At 44.5% G+C, this 16,450-nt stretch carries 14 protein-coding genes; 8 read left to right on the plus strand and 6 right to left on the minus strand.

The window, feature by feature from the left end; genetic code table 11:
* Nucleotides 1–927: 927 nt before the first annotated feature.
* Both edd and R7R78_RS10145 read right to left on the minus strand, forming a co-directional pair.
* Nucleotides 928–2,724, minus strand: a complete 1,797-nt coding sequence (gene edd / locus R7R78_RS10140) for a phosphogluconate dehydratase (protein WP_169644353.1) — start codon at nucleotides 2,722–2,724, stop codon at nucleotides 928–930.
* The gene (locus R7R78_RS10145; protein ID WP_005379140.1) at nucleotides 2,724–3,248 is read right to left on the minus strand and encodes a gluconokinase; all 525 of its coding nucleotides are present in this window, start codon (nucleotides 3,246–3,248) and stop codon (nucleotides 2,724–2,726) included. Before R7R78_RS10145 ends, edd begins: the two co-directional genes overlap by 1 nt.
* Before the next feature lie 153 nt (nucleotides 3,249–3,401).
* Here R7R78_RS10145 and R7R78_RS10150 point away from each other — a divergent pair, with 153 nt between their 5' ends.
* The gene (locus R7R78_RS10150; RefSeq protein WP_012841240.1) at nucleotides 3,402–4,778 is read left to right on the plus strand and encodes a GntP family permease; all 1,377 of its coding nucleotides are present in this window, start codon (nucleotides 3,402–3,404) and stop codon (nucleotides 4,776–4,778) included.
* 9 nt (nucleotides 4,779–4,787) lie between these two features.
* The gene (locus R7R78_RS10155; protein WP_025624148.1) at nucleotides 4,788–5,399 is read left to right on the plus strand and encodes a bifunctional 4-hydroxy-2-oxoglutarate aldolase/2-dehydro-3-deoxy-phosphogluconate aldolase; all 612 of its coding nucleotides are present in this window, start codon (nucleotides 4,788–4,790) and stop codon (nucleotides 5,397–5,399) included.
* A gap of 105 nt (nucleotides 5,400–5,504) precedes the next feature.
* Here R7R78_RS10155 and xapA read toward each other — a convergent pair whose 3' ends face one another.
* Entirely contained in the window at nucleotides 5,505–6,329 is an 825-nt protein-coding gene (gene xapA / locus R7R78_RS10160) for a xanthosine phosphorylase (RefSeq protein WP_225473488.1), read from the minus strand.
* Nucleotides 6,330–6,450: 121 nt separating this feature from the next.
* Between xapA and R7R78_RS10165 the strand changes: the two genes are divergently transcribed.
* On the plus strand, nucleotides 6,451–7,356 hold the full coding sequence (locus R7R78_RS10165) for a LysR family transcriptional regulator (RefSeq protein ID WP_225473489.1): 906 nt from the start codon (nucleotides 6,451–6,453) through the stop codon (nucleotides 7,354–7,356).
* 259 nt (nucleotides 7,357–7,615) lie between these two features.
* On the opposite strand, the gene R7R78_RS10170 is transcribed toward R7R78_RS10165, so the two are convergent.
* The gene (locus R7R78_RS10170) at nucleotides 7,616–8,569 is read right to left on the minus strand and encodes an Abi family protein (protein ID WP_203515292.1); all 954 of its coding nucleotides are present in this window, start codon (nucleotides 8,567–8,569) and stop codon (nucleotides 7,616–7,618) included.
* 849 nt (nucleotides 8,570–9,418) lie between these two features.
* Between R7R78_RS10170 and R7R78_RS10175 the strand changes: the two genes are divergently transcribed.
* From R7R78_RS10175 to R7R78_RS10195, 5 genes are all read left to right on the plus strand, one after another.
* Nucleotides 9,419–10,504: an ATP-binding protein gene (locus R7R78_RS10175; protein WP_225473490.1), complete on the plus strand. Its 1,086-nt coding sequence runs from the start codon at nucleotides 9,419–9,421 to the stop codon at nucleotides 10,502–10,504.
* Between the two features lie 49 nt (nucleotides 10,505–10,553).
* On the plus strand, nucleotides 10,554–11,102 hold the full coding sequence (locus R7R78_RS10180; protein ID WP_203515290.1) for a helix-turn-helix transcriptional regulator: 549 nt from the start codon (nucleotides 10,554–10,556) through the stop codon (nucleotides 11,100–11,102).
* A gap of 99 nt (nucleotides 11,103–11,201) precedes the next feature.
* Nucleotides 11,202–11,603, plus strand: coding sequence for a TIR domain-containing protein (locus R7R78_RS10185; RefSeq protein WP_069490136.1), 402 nt, complete (start codon nucleotides 11,202–11,204; stop codon nucleotides 11,601–11,603).
* Between the two features lie 10 nt (nucleotides 11,604–11,613).
* A complete protein-coding gene (locus R7R78_RS10190) occupies nucleotides 11,614–12,573 on the plus strand; it encodes a caspase domain-containing protein (RefSeq protein ID WP_203515289.1) in 960 nt (319 codons plus the stop codon).
* On the plus strand, nucleotides 12,573–13,049 hold the full coding sequence (locus R7R78_RS10195) for a toll/interleukin-1 receptor domain-containing protein (protein ID WP_203515288.1): 477 nt from the start codon (nucleotides 12,573–12,575) through the stop codon (nucleotides 13,047–13,049). The genes R7R78_RS10190 and R7R78_RS10195 overlap by 1 nt, the downstream gene beginning before the upstream one ends.
* An 840-nt stretch (nucleotides 13,050–13,889) precedes the next feature.
* Here R7R78_RS10195 and R7R78_RS10200 read toward each other — a convergent pair.
* The gene (locus R7R78_RS10200; RefSeq protein WP_225473491.1) at nucleotides 13,890–14,330 is read right to left on the minus strand and encodes a hypothetical protein; all 441 of its coding nucleotides are present in this window, start codon (nucleotides 14,328–14,330) and stop codon (nucleotides 13,890–13,892) included.
* Entirely contained in the window at nucleotides 14,327–16,450 is a 2,124-nt protein-coding gene (locus R7R78_RS10205) for a hypothetical protein (protein ID WP_225473492.1), read from the minus strand. Before R7R78_RS10205 ends, R7R78_RS10200 begins: the two co-directional genes overlap by 4 nt.

Consider the following 16,450-nt stretch of genomic DNA (forward strand, 5'->3'; position numbering starts at 1 on the left):
CTGATCTCGCTTAGGCTCGTCGGAATGACGGATTCATTCGTTTAAAAAGAACCGAGGCCAATCCTAAAGCTTGCCATTCTGAACTGCGAGGGACGGTCGTGATTCAGAATCTACCAACAAAAAAGTGCTGTGGAAGAGGGGTTTTCTCTGGCTTCACAGCACGTTGATAGTAGATTCCTGATCTCGCCTAGGCTCGTCGGAATGACGGATTCATTCGTTTTTTAGAAAGAACAGAGGCCAATCCTAAAGTTCGTCATTCTGAACTGCGAGGGACGGTCGTACCAACAAAAAGTGCTGTGGCAGAGGAGTTTTCTCTGGCTTCACAACATTTTGCTATTAGATTCCTGATCTCGCCTAGGCTCGTCGGAATGACGGATTCATTCGTTTTTTAGAAAGAGCAGTGGCCAATCCCAAAGCTCGTCATTCTGAACAGTGAGGGACGAGCGTGATTCAGAATCTACCAACAAAAAGTGCTGTGGCAGAGGGGTTTTCTCTGGCTTCACAGCACCTTGATATTAGATTCCTGATCTCGCCTAGGCTCGTCGGAATGACGGACTCATTCATTTTTAAAAAGAACAGAGGCCAATCCTAAAGTTCGTCATTTTGAACAGCAAGAGACGAGCGTGATTCAGAATCTACCAACAAAAAGTGCTGTGGAAGAGGGGTTTTCTCTGGCTTCACAGCATTTTGCTATTAGATTCCTGATCTCGCCTAGGCTCGTCGGAATGACGGATTCATTCGTTTTTTAGAAAGAATAGAGGCCAATCCTAAAGCTCGTCATTCTGAAAAGCGAGGGACGAGTGTGATTCAGAATCTACCAACAAAAAGTGCTGTGGCAGAGGTGTTTTCTCTGACTTCACAGTACGTTGATAGTAGATTCCTGATCTTGCTTAGTCTCGTCGGAATGACGAGGTCTTTCTTCTCGCCTTAAACAATAAAGCTTGCGCCTTCTTCTGCACTCGATACGTTTTGGCGGATCACGCTAAACAAGCCTCGTCCCCATGTTTGTTGGGTCGATTCGGTATCGAAATGAATCAACTCGCGTCCAGTGGTATCGCTTAAGTTGTTCAGTTCGCCCGTTTGGCAATCCAGACGAATCAAATCACCGTTGCGCACCAAACCAATCGCGCCACCACGAATGGCTTCTGGAGAAACATGAATCGCAGACGGAATTTTACCGGATGCACCAGATAAACGACCGTCAGTAACCAGCGCCACTTTAAAGCCCGCTTTTTGCACGTTACCTAAAATGGGCATCAGTTTGTGCAGTTCAGGCATGCCGTTTGCCGCTGGGCCGTTGTGTGTGACCACAACGATGCAGTCTTTGTTCAGCTCGCCACGTTTGTACGCGGCCTCCACTTCGTGTTGGCATTGGAATACGATCGCAGGTGCCACTATTACGCGTTGCTCTTCTTTTACCGCAGACACTTTCACCACGGCTTTGCCCAGGTTGCCAGTCAGTACGCGAGTGCCGCCAGTGTTTTGGAAAGTGGCGTCTGGTTTGGCGATCACGTCACCGTCTTGGCTGCCTTGGCACGATGTCCAGGTCAGTTGGCCATCGACAAGGCTCGGCAGCGTCATTTGGTCTTCAAATTCACCAAACACGGGTTTCACATCGCGATGCAAAAGCTCGGATTGGTTCAAGCGGTGCAATAACGCGGGCACGCCCCCCGCGTCTTGGAACGCGTTCATATCGGCTGGGCCGTTCGGGTAAACGCGCGCTAATAAAGGAACCACATCCGACAGATCGCTGATGTCTTGCCAGGTGAGCAAGATGCCAGCAGCACGCGCCACGGCGATCATATGAATGGTGTGATTGGTGCTGCCGCCAGATGCAAGTAGAGCGATGATGCCGTTGACCAAGCTCTTTTCTGTGACCACCTCGGCCAGCGGACGGAAGTGTGCAGAACCCGCCGTCATTGAGGCGATTTTCAGAGCCGCGTGATCGGTTAACGCTTTACGCAGTTGGGTATGGGGATGAATGAATGCCGAACCTGGCAGCATCAAGCCCATGGCTTCGAACACCAACTGGTTGGTGTTGGCGGTGCCGTAAAACGTACACGTCCCCGCAGAGTGGTAAGCGCGACACTCCATATCCAGCAGAGCGTCTTTGCCGACTTCTCCCGCTGCGTATTTTTGGCGCACGTCGACTTTCTCTTCGTTGCTGATGCCTGTTGCCATCAGACCCGCAGGCACAAACGCCGTTGGTAAGTGTGCGTAAGACAGCGCGCCCATCAGTTGCCCCGGTGCGATTTTGTCACATATGCCAAGCAGTAATGTGGCATCAAAGACATTGTGACTCAAAGACAACGCCGTTGATTGCGCAATTAAGTCACGTGAAAACAGCGACATATCCATGCCTGCTTGACCTTGAGTCACCCCATCGCACATCGCTGGCACACAACCTGCGACTTGCGCCGTATGGCCGTAGTCCGCCAGCACTTGTTTGATTTGCACTGGGTAATCTTGGTACGGCTGGTGGGCGCTCAACATGTCGTTGTAGGCGCTGATCAGCGCGACATTGGCATGAGTAAAATCGAGAATATTTTTCTTTTCAGAAGAGCAAGAAGCGGCGACTGCATGGGCTAAGTTACCACAAGATAAACCAACGCGGCCTTTGCCCGCTTCGGCTTGCACTTCGGTGCGAGTAAGAAAGGCAGCGCGCGCTTCACGGCTGCGCTCGGTCAAACGTTGTGTGACCTCAAGAACAACAGAGTGAGTCATTACGCCACCTCGATCGCTTGCATTTTGATTAGCTCAGCGGCAGAGCGTTCCACCACGTCGCTGATGTCTCCGTCGATACTGACGATCAGAGTTTGAGGCTCGTTGTCTGGGCGCTCTAGTGTCTCGAATTGGCTCTTCACCATGTTTTCTTTCATGAAGTGGCCTTTGCGCATACGCATGCGATTAAGGATCAACTCCCTATCGCCATCAAGGAACAGGAAGGTCACGTTGTTGTTGCCTTCGCGGATCTGATCGCGGTAAATCTTTTTCAGTGCTGAACAGACAATAATGCCGTGTTCGTTTTTGCTTTCTAGGCTGTACGCCGCATCACGAATGCGTTCTAGCCATGGCTTGCGATCATCATCGTTCAGAGGCTGGCCCGACGCCATTTTCTGAATGTTCGCTCGTGGATGAAGATCATCACCATCAATGAATTTACGCCCTAGCTTTTTCGCTAGATGCTCACCAATTGTGCTTTTACCACTAGCACAAACGCCCATAACGATGACACTACTACCAGCCATAACTTATCCTCATAATCAAATTTGCGCGTGATCTCAATTTTTGAATTCACTTTAAAATATGGGTTTATCTTATTCATGTTATCGGTAACATGTTACCGGTAACTGAAATAAATGTGAACCATAACACAAACAATAATTCTTAAAGGTGAACCTATGGAGCAATTAACCCAAGCCCCAGATCCTACGTTCCTACTGACGATTGCAGGCCTTGCCATTGCAGCGTTACTCGTTCTGATCATTAAACTGAAAGTCCATGCTTTTGCTTCCCTTACTATGGTGAGTTTAGGCACAGCAATCGCCACTGGCGTTCCTTCTGAGAAAGTCGTATCGACCATGATGGGTGGGTTCGGCGGCACACTGGCTTCCGTGGCATTGCTGGTTGGTCTTGGTGCGATGATCGGTAAAATTCTTGAAGTGACTGGCGGTGCGAAAGTGCTGGCAGACACTTTGATTGGTCGCTTTGGTAAAGAGCGCGCACCATTTGCTTTGGGCGTCGCTTCATTACTGTTTGGCTTCCCAATCTTCTTCGATGCTGGCCTTGTAGTGATGATGCCAATCATCCTAAGTGTGGCGGCTCGTTTTGGTGGCTCACCAATTAAATACGCGTTGCCTGCAGCTGGTGCTTTTGCGGTTATGCACGCGTTTGTTCCACCACACCCAGGTCCGGTTGCAGCGGCAGAATTCCTTGGTGCAAACATCGGTCTGTTATTGGTGGTGGGTATTCTGGTGGCTATTCCAACTTGGTACCTTGGCGCTTACCTATTTGGTTTGTACGCGGGAAAAAAATTCGATATCCCACTATCTAAAGCCTTCTTTAATGGCGAAGCGATGGTGGATGAGCGCAACGCACCAAAATTTGGCACGGTTATGACCATCCTTGTGCTGCCAGTCCTGCTAATCTGTTTGGATACGGTACTGAACACACTGGCGGTTGCGGGTGTGATTGATGGCAAAACGGCACTGGTTGAGTTCCTACGTATGCTAGGTAAAACTCCAGTCGCGTTGCTGATTACTTTGATTGTCTGTCTGGCTGTGTTTGCCAAAGACTACGGCATGGCAAAACTAGAAAAATTGTGTGGTGAGTCATTGGCTCCTATCTGTGGTGTTATCCTAGTAACGGGTGCAGGTGGCATGTTTGGCGGCGTACTGCGCTCAAGCGGCATCGGTGATGCACTGGCTGACGTTCTTACAGATACAGGTATGCCTGTGATTGTGGCGGCGTTTGTTATTTCAACCTGTCTGCGTGTTGCTCAAGGCTCGGCAACGGTAGCGCTAACCACTACGGCAGCTCTTATCGCGCCAGTTGTGGCTGCATCAACAGGTTTGAGTGAACTAGACCTTTGCTTTATCGTAATCGCGATTGCGGGTGGTGCAACGGTACTGTCTCACTTCAATGACTCTGGTTTCTGGTTGGTATCTCGTCTGCTTGAGATGGATGAGAAAACCACATTAAAAACTTGGACGGTAATGGAAACGTTACTTGGCGGTATCGCGTTTATTATCGTCGCAACATTAAGCTTTATTCTTTAGAGGTTCCCCATGACAACACTTGAACAACGATTAAGAGATATCAAAATCGTCCCAGTTATCGCAATCAACGACGTAGCACACGCTCTGCCACTGGCAAAAGTGTTGGTAGAAAACGGTTTACCATGTGCGGAAGTGACATTCCGCACCGAAGCGGCGGCGGAATCGATTCGCATCATGCGTGAAGCGTACCCAGAACTGTTGATTGGCGCGGGCACCGTTCTGACCACAGAACAAGTGGATATCGCGATCGAAGCGGGCGTGGACTTTATCGTTAGCCCAGGCTTCAACCCAACCACAGTGAAATACTGTCAGCAACGTGGTGTGACTATCGTACCGGGTGTAAACAACCCAAGCTTGGTTGAGCAAGCGATGGAAATGGGTCTGCGTACGTTGAAGTTCTTCCCTGCTGAGCCATCAGGCGGCGTAAACATGCTGAAAGCACTCACGGCGGTTTACCCAGTGGAATTCATGCCAACAGGTGGCGTGAGCCCATCCAACGTGGAAGATTACCTAGCGCTGAAATCGGTTGTAGCTTGTGGCGGTACTTGGATGGTGCCAACCGCAATGATGGACAACGGCGATTGGGAAGGCATTGCTGAATTGGTTCGCGCAGTTAAGTAAAACGCACAAACGGCTCCGAAATACCCCCGAACGTTAGAAAAAGTGATACGAAAAAGGGTCATCAAGTTACTTGATGACCCTTTTGCTTTTTGGGATGAAACGGCTTTAGAAGTGATGCTTCATAAAGCGCTTAATAAAGCGAATGAAATCGGCTTCGGCTAGATTCGCGCACTTCAATGTTTGAGCGTGAGACAATTCTACATCTCCCAAGCCTTCTGCCATGTTGGTGATCGCACACACTGCCAATACGGGTAAGCCGCAATGCGCCGCAGAAATCACTTCTGGCACGACCGACATGCCCACGACATCACCACCGATGATTTGCATCATGCGGATTTCGGCTGCGGTCTCAAAGTTGGGGCCTGTGTAAGAGACAAACACACCTTCATTCAGGTGAATGCCATTGGCTTTTCCGACTTCAAACGCTTCTGCGCGCAGGTCTTTGTCGTACGCATTGGCGAGGCTGAAGAACCTCGGGCCGTACTCTTCATCATTCGGACCGATCATTGGCGATTCAGGCATGGTATTAATGTGATCATGAAATACCACCAGAGAACCGACATCAATGCGTTCAGGGCGAAGTGAGCCTGCTGCGTTGGTGACGAGCAAAAACTCACAGCCCAGCTTTTTAAAGGTGCGCACGGGCGTGGTCATGACCTTCATTGAGCCGTGTTCGTAGTAGTGACCGCGACCTTTCATGCACACTACGTCTACGCCGCCCATGGTACCAAGCACCAACTCACCAGAGTGGCCTTGCACGGTGCTAACCGGAAACCCTTCGAGCTCTTCGTATGGAATGACCACTTTGTCTTGTAGTTCGTCTGCCAATACGCCTAAGCCAGAGCCTAAAATAAACGCCGCTTTAGGTTGGAAGTTTGGTTTGCGTTCGCGAATGGTTTGTAGCGCGCCGATTACTGGATCGTGATTCATGTTAGTCACCTTCTGGTTGTGTGTTGATTCCATTGTGTGACTTTCTGCGCTGGTTATCTTTGCTTTATTCGCTACTATCATCCTTAAAAAGAGGATGATGAAATTCGCTAGGACTCAATGCATGAAGTCAGAACCATTTGAGCGCGTGACGCTGAAGATGCTGCGTTACTTTTACGAGGTCGCACAAACCAAGCATTTCACTAAGGCGGCCGAGAACCTCAATATCACCAATTCGCCGTTGAGCAATCGCATCAAAGAGTTGGAAGAGGTGCTTAACGTCAAACTGTTTGAGCGCGATTCAAGAAACGTCATGCTGACGGAGGCCGGGCGATTGTTGGAGTCCAAATGCCAACTGATTTTTCAGACCTTGGATGTCTCGCTCAATCAAGTGCAGCAAGTGGGGTTGAACCAGAGAAATATCCTGCGAGTTGGTGTGGTAAGTAGCGCATTTTTGGGCGGATTTGATCGTCTGTTACAGCGCTTCCATGCTGAGCATGACACTTATCACGCCGACATTTTTGACCTTAACCCAGAGACGCAAAAGAAGCACCTTAGCGAGAAGAAAATCGATGTGGGCATTGTGCGTTTTGCTGATGCACTCAACATTTATCCGTATCAGTCGGTATCTTTGGGCAAAGATGTGTTTGTGGTGGCGGTGTCGGAGCAACATGAGTTAGCCAGCAAATCTTTGCTGCGGCTCCAAGATTTAAAGGCGTGTGAGTTTGCGTTTATGAGTTTGGCGAATTCTGCCTCGGCAAACTTCATCATCAATGCCTGTCTGCAAGAAGGCTTTTCACCCCATATTGGCAAACAAGTGGTGGAACCAAGCACCTTGATGGCGTATGTAGCAAACAGCAATACCGTGACGTTGGTGCCGTCGACGTTTTCTCAGCATCATTGGCATGGGATTCGTTTTATCAAGCTGAAAGAGTCACTGCGTGCAGACTTATGTCTGATTCATGATGGTAAGCAGGAGAGTGCTATCAAAGCCGAGTTTATTCGCACGTTATTGGAGAATGCGAGTTAAGCATGGGCAAACAAAAAAAGGTCATCCTAAGATGACCTTTTCAAATGATTCGCTGAAATCAGCAATGCGATTAGCGCGCAATTAACGCATCGTTCTGTGATACTGCCACACGTGAAATCTGGAAGCTTTCTGTAAAACCTTTAGTTATAAGGTTCGTAAGCATTTTCCAGAAAAATGACTTTTTCAGTTCATTTTGCCTAAAATTGCTCTTGTAATGGTACTACTTTCCAGAGTTTTCAGTTGATACTAAATCAATAGATCATTGAATCAACTGTGTGTTATAAGGCACTAATATCCCATTCTCACCACCAACATTAAAGTGACTACGAACGTTTGTCTCATTTACCTTTTGTGTCAGGCCGAGTAACGCCTCAATATCAGAAATTTCAAGCGTCTCATAGGCATGCATATACCTATCTAACTCTGTTAGATTCAGCACTTGCCTGATTCTAGCTTCAATTCCTATGTCCGTTACGTACCTCTGGAATTTTGGTGAAATCCAAAATAGAAGTTCCATCATATTATCTAGCTTAGCTGTCAGTAGAGTTATGATATCTTCTTTTTTTTCAACATCGGATAGCCGCCACGCGGGTTCATTATGCGACACTCGATTTCGGAAGGATCGAACCTCTTCTATTCTTCTACGAATGATATCTCGCTGATGAAACATAGCATTACTTTCGGTCGTTCTAGGAAGCTTCTTAAAGGCTTTGGTAAGTCCAGTCGGCCAAATATAATTATTGTCCGAGCCATTGTAGTAATGCTTATCAAAGATATATTCCCAGGTAGAGAAATCAGTTTGAGCGATAATCTGATCAAGGTTAGGTATAGGGTCTACTTCTCCTTTATCCTCTAACGCCTTTTTTGCAGCTCCTTTTGCGGCATTAATCTTCTTTTTGAATTTTTTTACTTGTTCAGCAGTGAGCGGTTGGCCCTGCTCATTACTATCCTGCCAATAAAGAAGGTTGTCGAACCAAAATCCATTGACTCCTGCTTGTTCAGCTTTAAGCTTTGCAGCGTTGCTAATGGCATTTCGCAAAGACACTTCTATGATTTGTAAAAGTGGGTAAAACGCACCCACAACAGCAAGGTTCCAACTGTATGCTCCAAAGAGCTGTGCATCGTTTTCTGTAGCAATCGAAGTACTGTAGCTAGATAGTCTACTTTGTGTGATGAGCCGTCTAGGTTCATCATAATCGTAATTAAATGGCATAATTCTTTTGATGTTCTAAGTTCATTGTGCTAATGTTTGCACACAATGAAGCGAAAGTCTTTGTTTCATTTGAAAAAACAATTGACAAATCTAAATTGTTTGTCTATTGTTTGTAATGTAGCTAGCAGATGGTTCTTCTCCCGCCTATGTCGCGGTGCCAGTTCCTCAGCATCAAGCGAAAGCCTATGACCCGAAGTTACTTGATTGTGACTTCGGGTCTACTCATTTTAGGCTCTTATAAATTTAGCCTCCCTAAAGCCTTCTCCAGAACTCTTATGCTTTTCTTTGTTAGATTCAAAGCCTAGAATATCTGTATCTTCATTTCTGAGTTCTAAACAACCATCACATGGTGTGTAAGCGTACCTGCTGGTCACTTCCATTAATTTTGCATTGTTTGCCAAAACCTTACTGAACTGTTTTCTACCATAACGTGCCCCCCAATGATTTATCAAATTTAGATAGGTGACTATCTAAGATGTCTTTCCTAATAAACAAAGAAGAGCTTCTATCAATGGCATGACTAAATGCAGCCAAGTCTTGGTTTTCATCGACCCATCCACTGTCTTGAGGTGCCCAATAGCAAGAGTTGGATGTGTCCACATCCACACGGCAAAGATGATCGACTTTATAGCTTGTCAATATTATCGATGTGGGCAAATTGCATGCGTGACCTAAGTATATGTACAGGTTATATTTATACATCAAGATGTATACGAATGCTGGAACCGTTCCGATGTCTCACTCATAAGCTTATCCTCAGTAAAAACTGTTCGGGTTAGCCAACGTTGTAGCACTGGAAAGTCCATCTGATTCTAAAGCTAAACTAGTTCATTGGATTTAAGGATTACTATGAAGGCTAAGATAGTTGACATTTTGGCTACGACTCCAGGTATGAAGGGCCGAGAAATAGCAAAAAAATTAGGCGTGGAGAAAAAGATAGTCAACTCTCTTCTCTATCATGATGATAGCGGATTGTTTTTTGCCAAGGAGAGCTGCTGGTTCCTCAATTGTAAAGATGTAGTTATTAAATTGAATAAGGAAGGATGGTTAACAACTAAAGATTTCGAGTCATTACTTTGTGAAAGCTGCGACCTTTGGAATAATTCGGTTGAATCGATTAGGTTTGAATTCAATGGGTGTGCTATTTTACTTGGTGCGATCGCAAGAATTCTTTCTCTTGTCAATCAGTTAGCCATAGAAGGAAAGAGAGTGACTCTGGACTTTACTGAGTGTACTCAATCTTTCACCTATCTTTGTCGTGTAGGATTGTTTGAAACTCTAGATGACTCCGTCGAAGTGCTCCCCGAGCTTCAAGACTACTCTTGTCATTATGGACAGAGCAACAAAGTGATGGAGTTTGTTTCTATTGAGTCCAAAACACAACAGACAGATCTCCCATCTAAGCTGAAAAAGTCATTTATTGATTTAGCGGGCCAGCAACATGCAAACTCTGCTTTTGCATTCATTTCTGAGTTTATAAATAACATCATTGAACATTCTCATACTCCAATTCCAGGTGTTGCTGCGTTACAAGTCTATGGCAGAGGAAATAGTAGAAAGAAGGTACAAACAGTCTTTTCTGACAGTGGGAGGGGGATTGTAGGTACGTTGCGACCTGTTTTGGATCAGCGCTACCCGAAGCTTGCTGAAAAGTACTCTCAAAATAAACCGTACTCAGATATCTTTCTTTTGAAAGAGGTACTAGTTCGCGGGGGAATCAGCGGAGCAAATGACCCGGAGTATTCTGGTCGAGGTTTGGGATTAAAAGTAGGAGCCAAACAGGCTGCGAAGTTTGACGCTACTGTCAGGGTCAGGCAAGAAACCTATGAATTGATGCTACGTTACCGAAATGGAGTACTCGATAGCGATGAATTCAGAACAAACCTCATGAAAATGAACGGAACTCACATCTGTTTTGATTTCTTTTTGGACTAATGTGCTATAGTCTCGTTAAACAAATTTAATTAATCAGATGTGCGAGAATATGCTTATAAAGCTTCTAGATTTTACACAAGACGAGCATCCAAACGGCAATGTGAAGGGGAAAAAGGTTTTCGAAAAATTAAAAAGCTTCGTTGATAATCATGTCGAAGTCGGCACGTTTGTTGTATCTCTAAAAGGGATTATAGCTACAGATGCATCTTTCCCCAGAGAGAGTGTGATTTCCCTTGCTAGCCTTTATCGTGGAGAAAAGTATTTTTGTCTCACCGATATAGATGATGATCAAGACCTTATTGATAATTGGACCTATGGTGCTGCTGCAAAAGATCAACCTGTAACGGTTTGGAGTGGCGGTATGGCTCAGTTCATAGGCCCTGATATGACAAAGTCAGAAAAAGAGCTTTTGGATTTAGTGATAGCCAAAGGGAAAGTTACAACCAGCGAAGCCTCTAAAGCGCTTGATATCTCATCCCAAAATGCCAGTACAAGGTTGAAAAATATCTTCAAAAAAGGCTACGTACAACGTGTAGAGGAAGTTGCTGAGTCTGGTGGGAAAGAATTCATTTATAAACTTATTGGAATTTCTGGTTAAATATGTTGATTTAATCAGAAATCGATCGTAGGATCACTTTTGTGGCCAGTTGATCTATCTTCTGGTTAAAAAAAATAATTGAATCAGAAGGATCGTAACGTGAAAACATATAACCTCTTTTTCTCTCACTCTTGGAACTATGGGGCGCAATACTCAAGTGTAGTTAGTTTATTGAGTAATAGGTCTTTTTTTAGTTTCAGAAACTACTCTGTTCCCTCTCACAACCCCATCGTCGGAGCTCGTACTGATGCACAGCTAAGCGCTGCTATTGAGAATAAGATTCGTGCCAGTTCTGTAGTCATCATTATGGCTGGTGTCTATTCGACATACAGTAAGTGGATCAACAAAGAAATTGAAATTGCCAAAAAGCTTGGTAAACCAATTATTGCGGTAAAACCTTTTGGTTCAACCAAAATTTCTTCTCCTGTCAGGGCTGCTGCTAATGAAGTATGTAACTGGTCTACTGAAAGTATTGTTTCAGCGATTCGTCGCTGGGCATAAGGAGGAGACAATGAGAAAAGCTCTATTTTTGGGTATCAACGATTATCACCATATATCGAGTCTGAGTGGTTGTAACAACGATGCAATCGAAATGGGCTCAGTATTGCAACGCCACGCCTCTGGTACGCCAAACTTTCATAGCCGGATTTTAACTACTGCTGAGAATGACCTTGATCGCCAAAGCATGGAAGATGCTATTCAGGAGCTGTTTTCTGGCTCTTGTGATGTGGCCCTACTGTATTTTGCTGGTCACGGTCAGTTTGATGACAATTTGCATGAAGGAATGTTGATTCCTCAGGATTACAAACGTCCTCGGGATGGAGTTCGAGTTAGTGATATTCTTCAGTGGGCAGAAAATGCTACTGAAATTAAAAACAAAGTCATAATCTTGGACTGCTGTGAGGCTGGTGGAGCTGGAGAAGGTCGTCAATTGAAAGGGGGGGCTAGCGTCATAAGTGATGGAATCACTATCCTCACTGCGTGTAAGAAGAATGAGTATGCTCAAGAGGTTTCTGGGCACGGCGTATTTACTAAGTTGATGCTTCAAGCTCTTCATGGTGGAGCTGCTAACATTCTTGGTCATGTAACACCAGGTAGTCTTTATTCTTTTGTTGATAATGCTTTGGGCCCTTGGGAGCAGCGTCCGGTGTTTAAGACGAATGTTTCTCAGTTTATTTCCTTGAGAGAACATACGCCTTTAGTATCTCTTGATACGCTAAGACTTTTGCCAGAGTGGTTCCCTGAGCCAGAGTACGTCTACCCTTTGAGTCCAGCACATGAACCAGAACACTCCAGCTATGACCCTGAACTAGGAAAAGTGTTTGCACAGCTACAAAAATGCAACAGGCATAGCCTTGTTGAACCAGTTGATGCCGAACATATGTACTTTGCTGCAATAAAATCTACGGGTTGTAGGCTTACCGCTCTCGGTGCCTATTACAGAGAGTTAGCTTTAAAGGGGCACTTCTAATGACAGTTTTTATTAGCTATAGGCACTCGGATCGCAATGTGGCTTTTGGTATCAATGAGTATCTGCAAAGATCAGGAATTCCAACATACATGGATGTGCTAGATCCTGAGTCTCAGTCTACAGAGAATATTACGGAAGTAATTACCAAGAATATTGCTAAATCGACCCATTTGATTGCAGTTATCTCACAGGAAACTGCTCAATCGTGGTGGGTTCCTTTTGAGATCGGAGAAGCGACGATTTCTGCTACCCGTATCGCTTCCTTTCGGACTGGTTATTCACAATTACCTGAGTATTTAGAAATGTGGCCTCAGATGAGTCAGCAAAGCCATTTGGAGTTGTTCGTGAAAGAATATCGTGGTGAAAAATCTCTGGCTGTTAATAATAGAGGAGTGTTTGATTCAGCCAGAACATCAAAAAGCTACGCAGCCGATTTCCACAGAAATCTTAAAAATAGAATTAGGCGAGGTTTCTAAACGATGTCGGGAGCCGAAGATAGTACCTGTCTTAGCCTTATTTTTGAGTCATGGCATCAATTATTGACCTTATTGACACATGGAAAATGATAGTTCTAACATATGGTCGCGGGCTAAAGGAAACACGAGCCTAATCTCCCACCTTTAGACATATGAGGCCGCTAAAATAGCCGCAAATGCGGCTATTTTGATTTCTAAGCTTAATATCAGGAAATGGGTCCGAATGACATTAATTCTTATTGTTAATTTACTCACTTTAAGCTTAAAAACTGGATAAATTAGGTTTTTACATGATGATAGTAAAGAGAGGATGATACGCCTACAGTGATCTATGCTCTTGTCATGCTCTAGACTGCAGCTAGAAGAGATAGGTGATATCGTTGACTCACAATTTATCTGAAAATCATTTTACCCCGAATTTTGACAACTATCCTTTGGGCTCTCCGGAGCGGTTTATACACTGGAGTTGGCAATTGAGGGTGATGAGATTCCATGCGTTCTTCGACGAGTGCGGAGATACGGCTAGGGATAGGTACAACCTCATCAATCATGAAATAGGTGTTCAAACCGTTTATATCGATCTTCTGGCATTAAGTGAAAATGAAAAAAATGAGTCGCAGCTAACTAAGATCATCTGTAACCACGAACAGCCGACGTGGATCACGTCAGAGTGACTTTTCTGTTAGATAGCCACGAGCACTACAACAATATATTTCTAAGTTATTCAGCCCCTCTTTATAAAACGACTACAGCTCTTGAGATTCCAACAGTTTAAACTAGCTTATCCCAAGCAACTTTATTCTGTGGAGGGGGAACAAGCCTTAGATGATTAATATCGTGTTATTTTATTCTAACCATTTGTTTTCTCTGTTGTTCAATTAGCTCATTCTCAAGTTGTGTAATTTTGAGATGAGCTTTTCGTAAGGCATGAGACAACTGGTGGTGCTCAGCCGCCATTTTCGCGACTATCGCTTTAAGTTCATCAACCTGCTCACGGTACTGAATTTTAATCCGCCTTTCTTCGTTGCGCCTTAACCTTAATTTTTCAAGATCAGATTCGATTGGCGTATTGGATGATGAAGCTTTAATCGTTGCTGCTTCAGATTGCACTTTAAGCTTAAACTCTTTGTAATAATAGCAACTTCCATTTCCAAGTCCTGCCTCCTCTTCAACAGCTCGAACTGACAATTTTCGGTGATCTGGTATTCGTTTTGTTTTTCCACTCAGAATTCGTTGAAGAGCGGCTTCAAGTTGAAGTAAAGTATTTTCTGACTTTTTCATAAATCGATAACCTGTAATGGGTGCTGATATTTTTCAAATTTCAGTCCAAAATCATTCAACACTTTCTCGGCAGCTCGAATCTGTGTAATACAGTGAGCATACTCTGCATGGCTGAGATCGGATTGCTGCTTCAGATAGCTGCTTAATGCTTGATGTTTCTTTTGCCACCACGACGCTTTTTTATCATCCACGACGCTACCTCCGCCACGGCAATCAACGCAGAATGCGGCATTTATTACCCCATCCATGTCACATTCATAGCCATTTTTACAATAGCTATGTAGGGTGCCATGTAAAGTTAACCGTTTTTCTTTAACCAATCGATACAAGCTATCCCAGTTGCTATAGATCACAGGTTTGTCGTCACGCATGGCGACAATAGCCTTACCAAAGCTTCCCGTTAGCTTTTCATCACCATTGAACCATTTATCAAAGTGCGCCGTTGTTTGTTCAAGTTTTACTTCGTTGAGCAAGTTAATTAGCTCACTGTCTACCTTTATATCCTGTAGGTGGGATTCGATTGCGCCATTGCCATACCATTCGCTCATGCGAACATGGATATGTTTGAACTGCTGCTTAATGGATATAGGGTGGCCCAGTCCATTGCGGACGGCAAAACAGGCAAAAGTGCGTCGAAATTGGTGGGTGAGAAAAGGCCAAGGTTCTCCTAACTTAACTTTGTCCTCTATTGCTCCCCCATTTCTTGGATTAAGCTGACGACATTCAGATAATGCTTTTTCATCAACGATAGCACCAATACTTTTCGCGAAGTTTTTCAGCCGATCATTCCATTTTGCACGAGATATGAGAATTGGTAAGTTTTTCCTTTGCGCTTGGCTAAGCCACAAGTTACTGGATGTTTCCATTAGCTTATCTACTTGTCCAGGATCGTTACTATGTGCTGCTAGTTTTACCAATTGTTCACGGGCACATGCGCTCAATGAAATTGCGAGCGATATGGCTTTTTCTACTATAGGGCTGGTGAGCCACTCTTCTTTTTTTCTACCAGCTGCAAGCTTATGTGTTGCCGCTGATACAGAGTGAAATAATTGTCCGTTGATAGTGTATGTGCGAAAACTATCCTCATGGAGTTCAAACAGTTCGCTGACCCTCATTCCGCTGAATGCGCCGCAACATATAAAACAAGCGGCTTGAAGATTCGCTCTCCATATAAATAACCAATTTCCGTCAACTTTATGGTTGGGTAGTAAGCCTGTTCCCCTAAGATGTTGCGTGATGATCTCAGATTGAGAACGAGGAGTTGCTTTGTTGATTTCCTCAACGTATTTTTTGCTATTAAGCCTGCCTTCCACATCATAAAGCCACTTCCATCTACCGATGGCTAGCTTATAGTCTACGGCTGCACGGCCAATATCATAGTTTGATTGTAAATCACGTTCGAGTTGGGCGAGTTTTTCTCTATGCGGCCATGCATTTTCCACGTATCTGACAGCTTGCCCGTACAGTACGTTTACCAATGCTTGTGGTATAGCAAGTGATTGCTTATGTTCTAATTTTTCTTGATCTGCCAGCTTTTTTGCCAACTGTCTATAGTTGATGCTCGGTAATATTAACTGAAAAGGTAGCCACGAATTCAGCCTTTCAACTGATTGAATAGCTGTGAATGCGAGTTCAAGGGTGCGTTTGCTTAATGACTCATGTTGCAAATCTATTTCAAATTTTTGCCAGACATCATGGTTGTTTAATTCACTAAAACTATTGGCTCCGTTATTTTTTAAGCTGACTAACGCTCTTTTTAAACCAATATTAAACCTAGATGTCAAAGTGGATAGTTTGCATTTTTGTCCAAAACAATGCCCTTGTTCGTATAGCCAGCCATAGGCTATAAGTTTTGCTTCAAGAAGCAAGTTAGGCGAGTCAACTAAATAAGAGAAATCAAATTCTCTTTGGTTTTTATCACTGCCTTTATCCGAGGCATATGGGCTACAATCCCAGCGATTTTGGCCGAAGTATGCTCTTAATATTTGATGTTGATCTATGCATACAGGTACTTGGTTCAATTTGTCCCAGTTACGCTCTTTGACTAATCGTTCCACATCTTGGGCGTAAAGATTGAGTGAACTAGGTGTTTCAATTGGCAAATGTAATAATGGTTTCAT

Source organism: Vibrio sp. 2134-1, assembly GCF_033339495.1.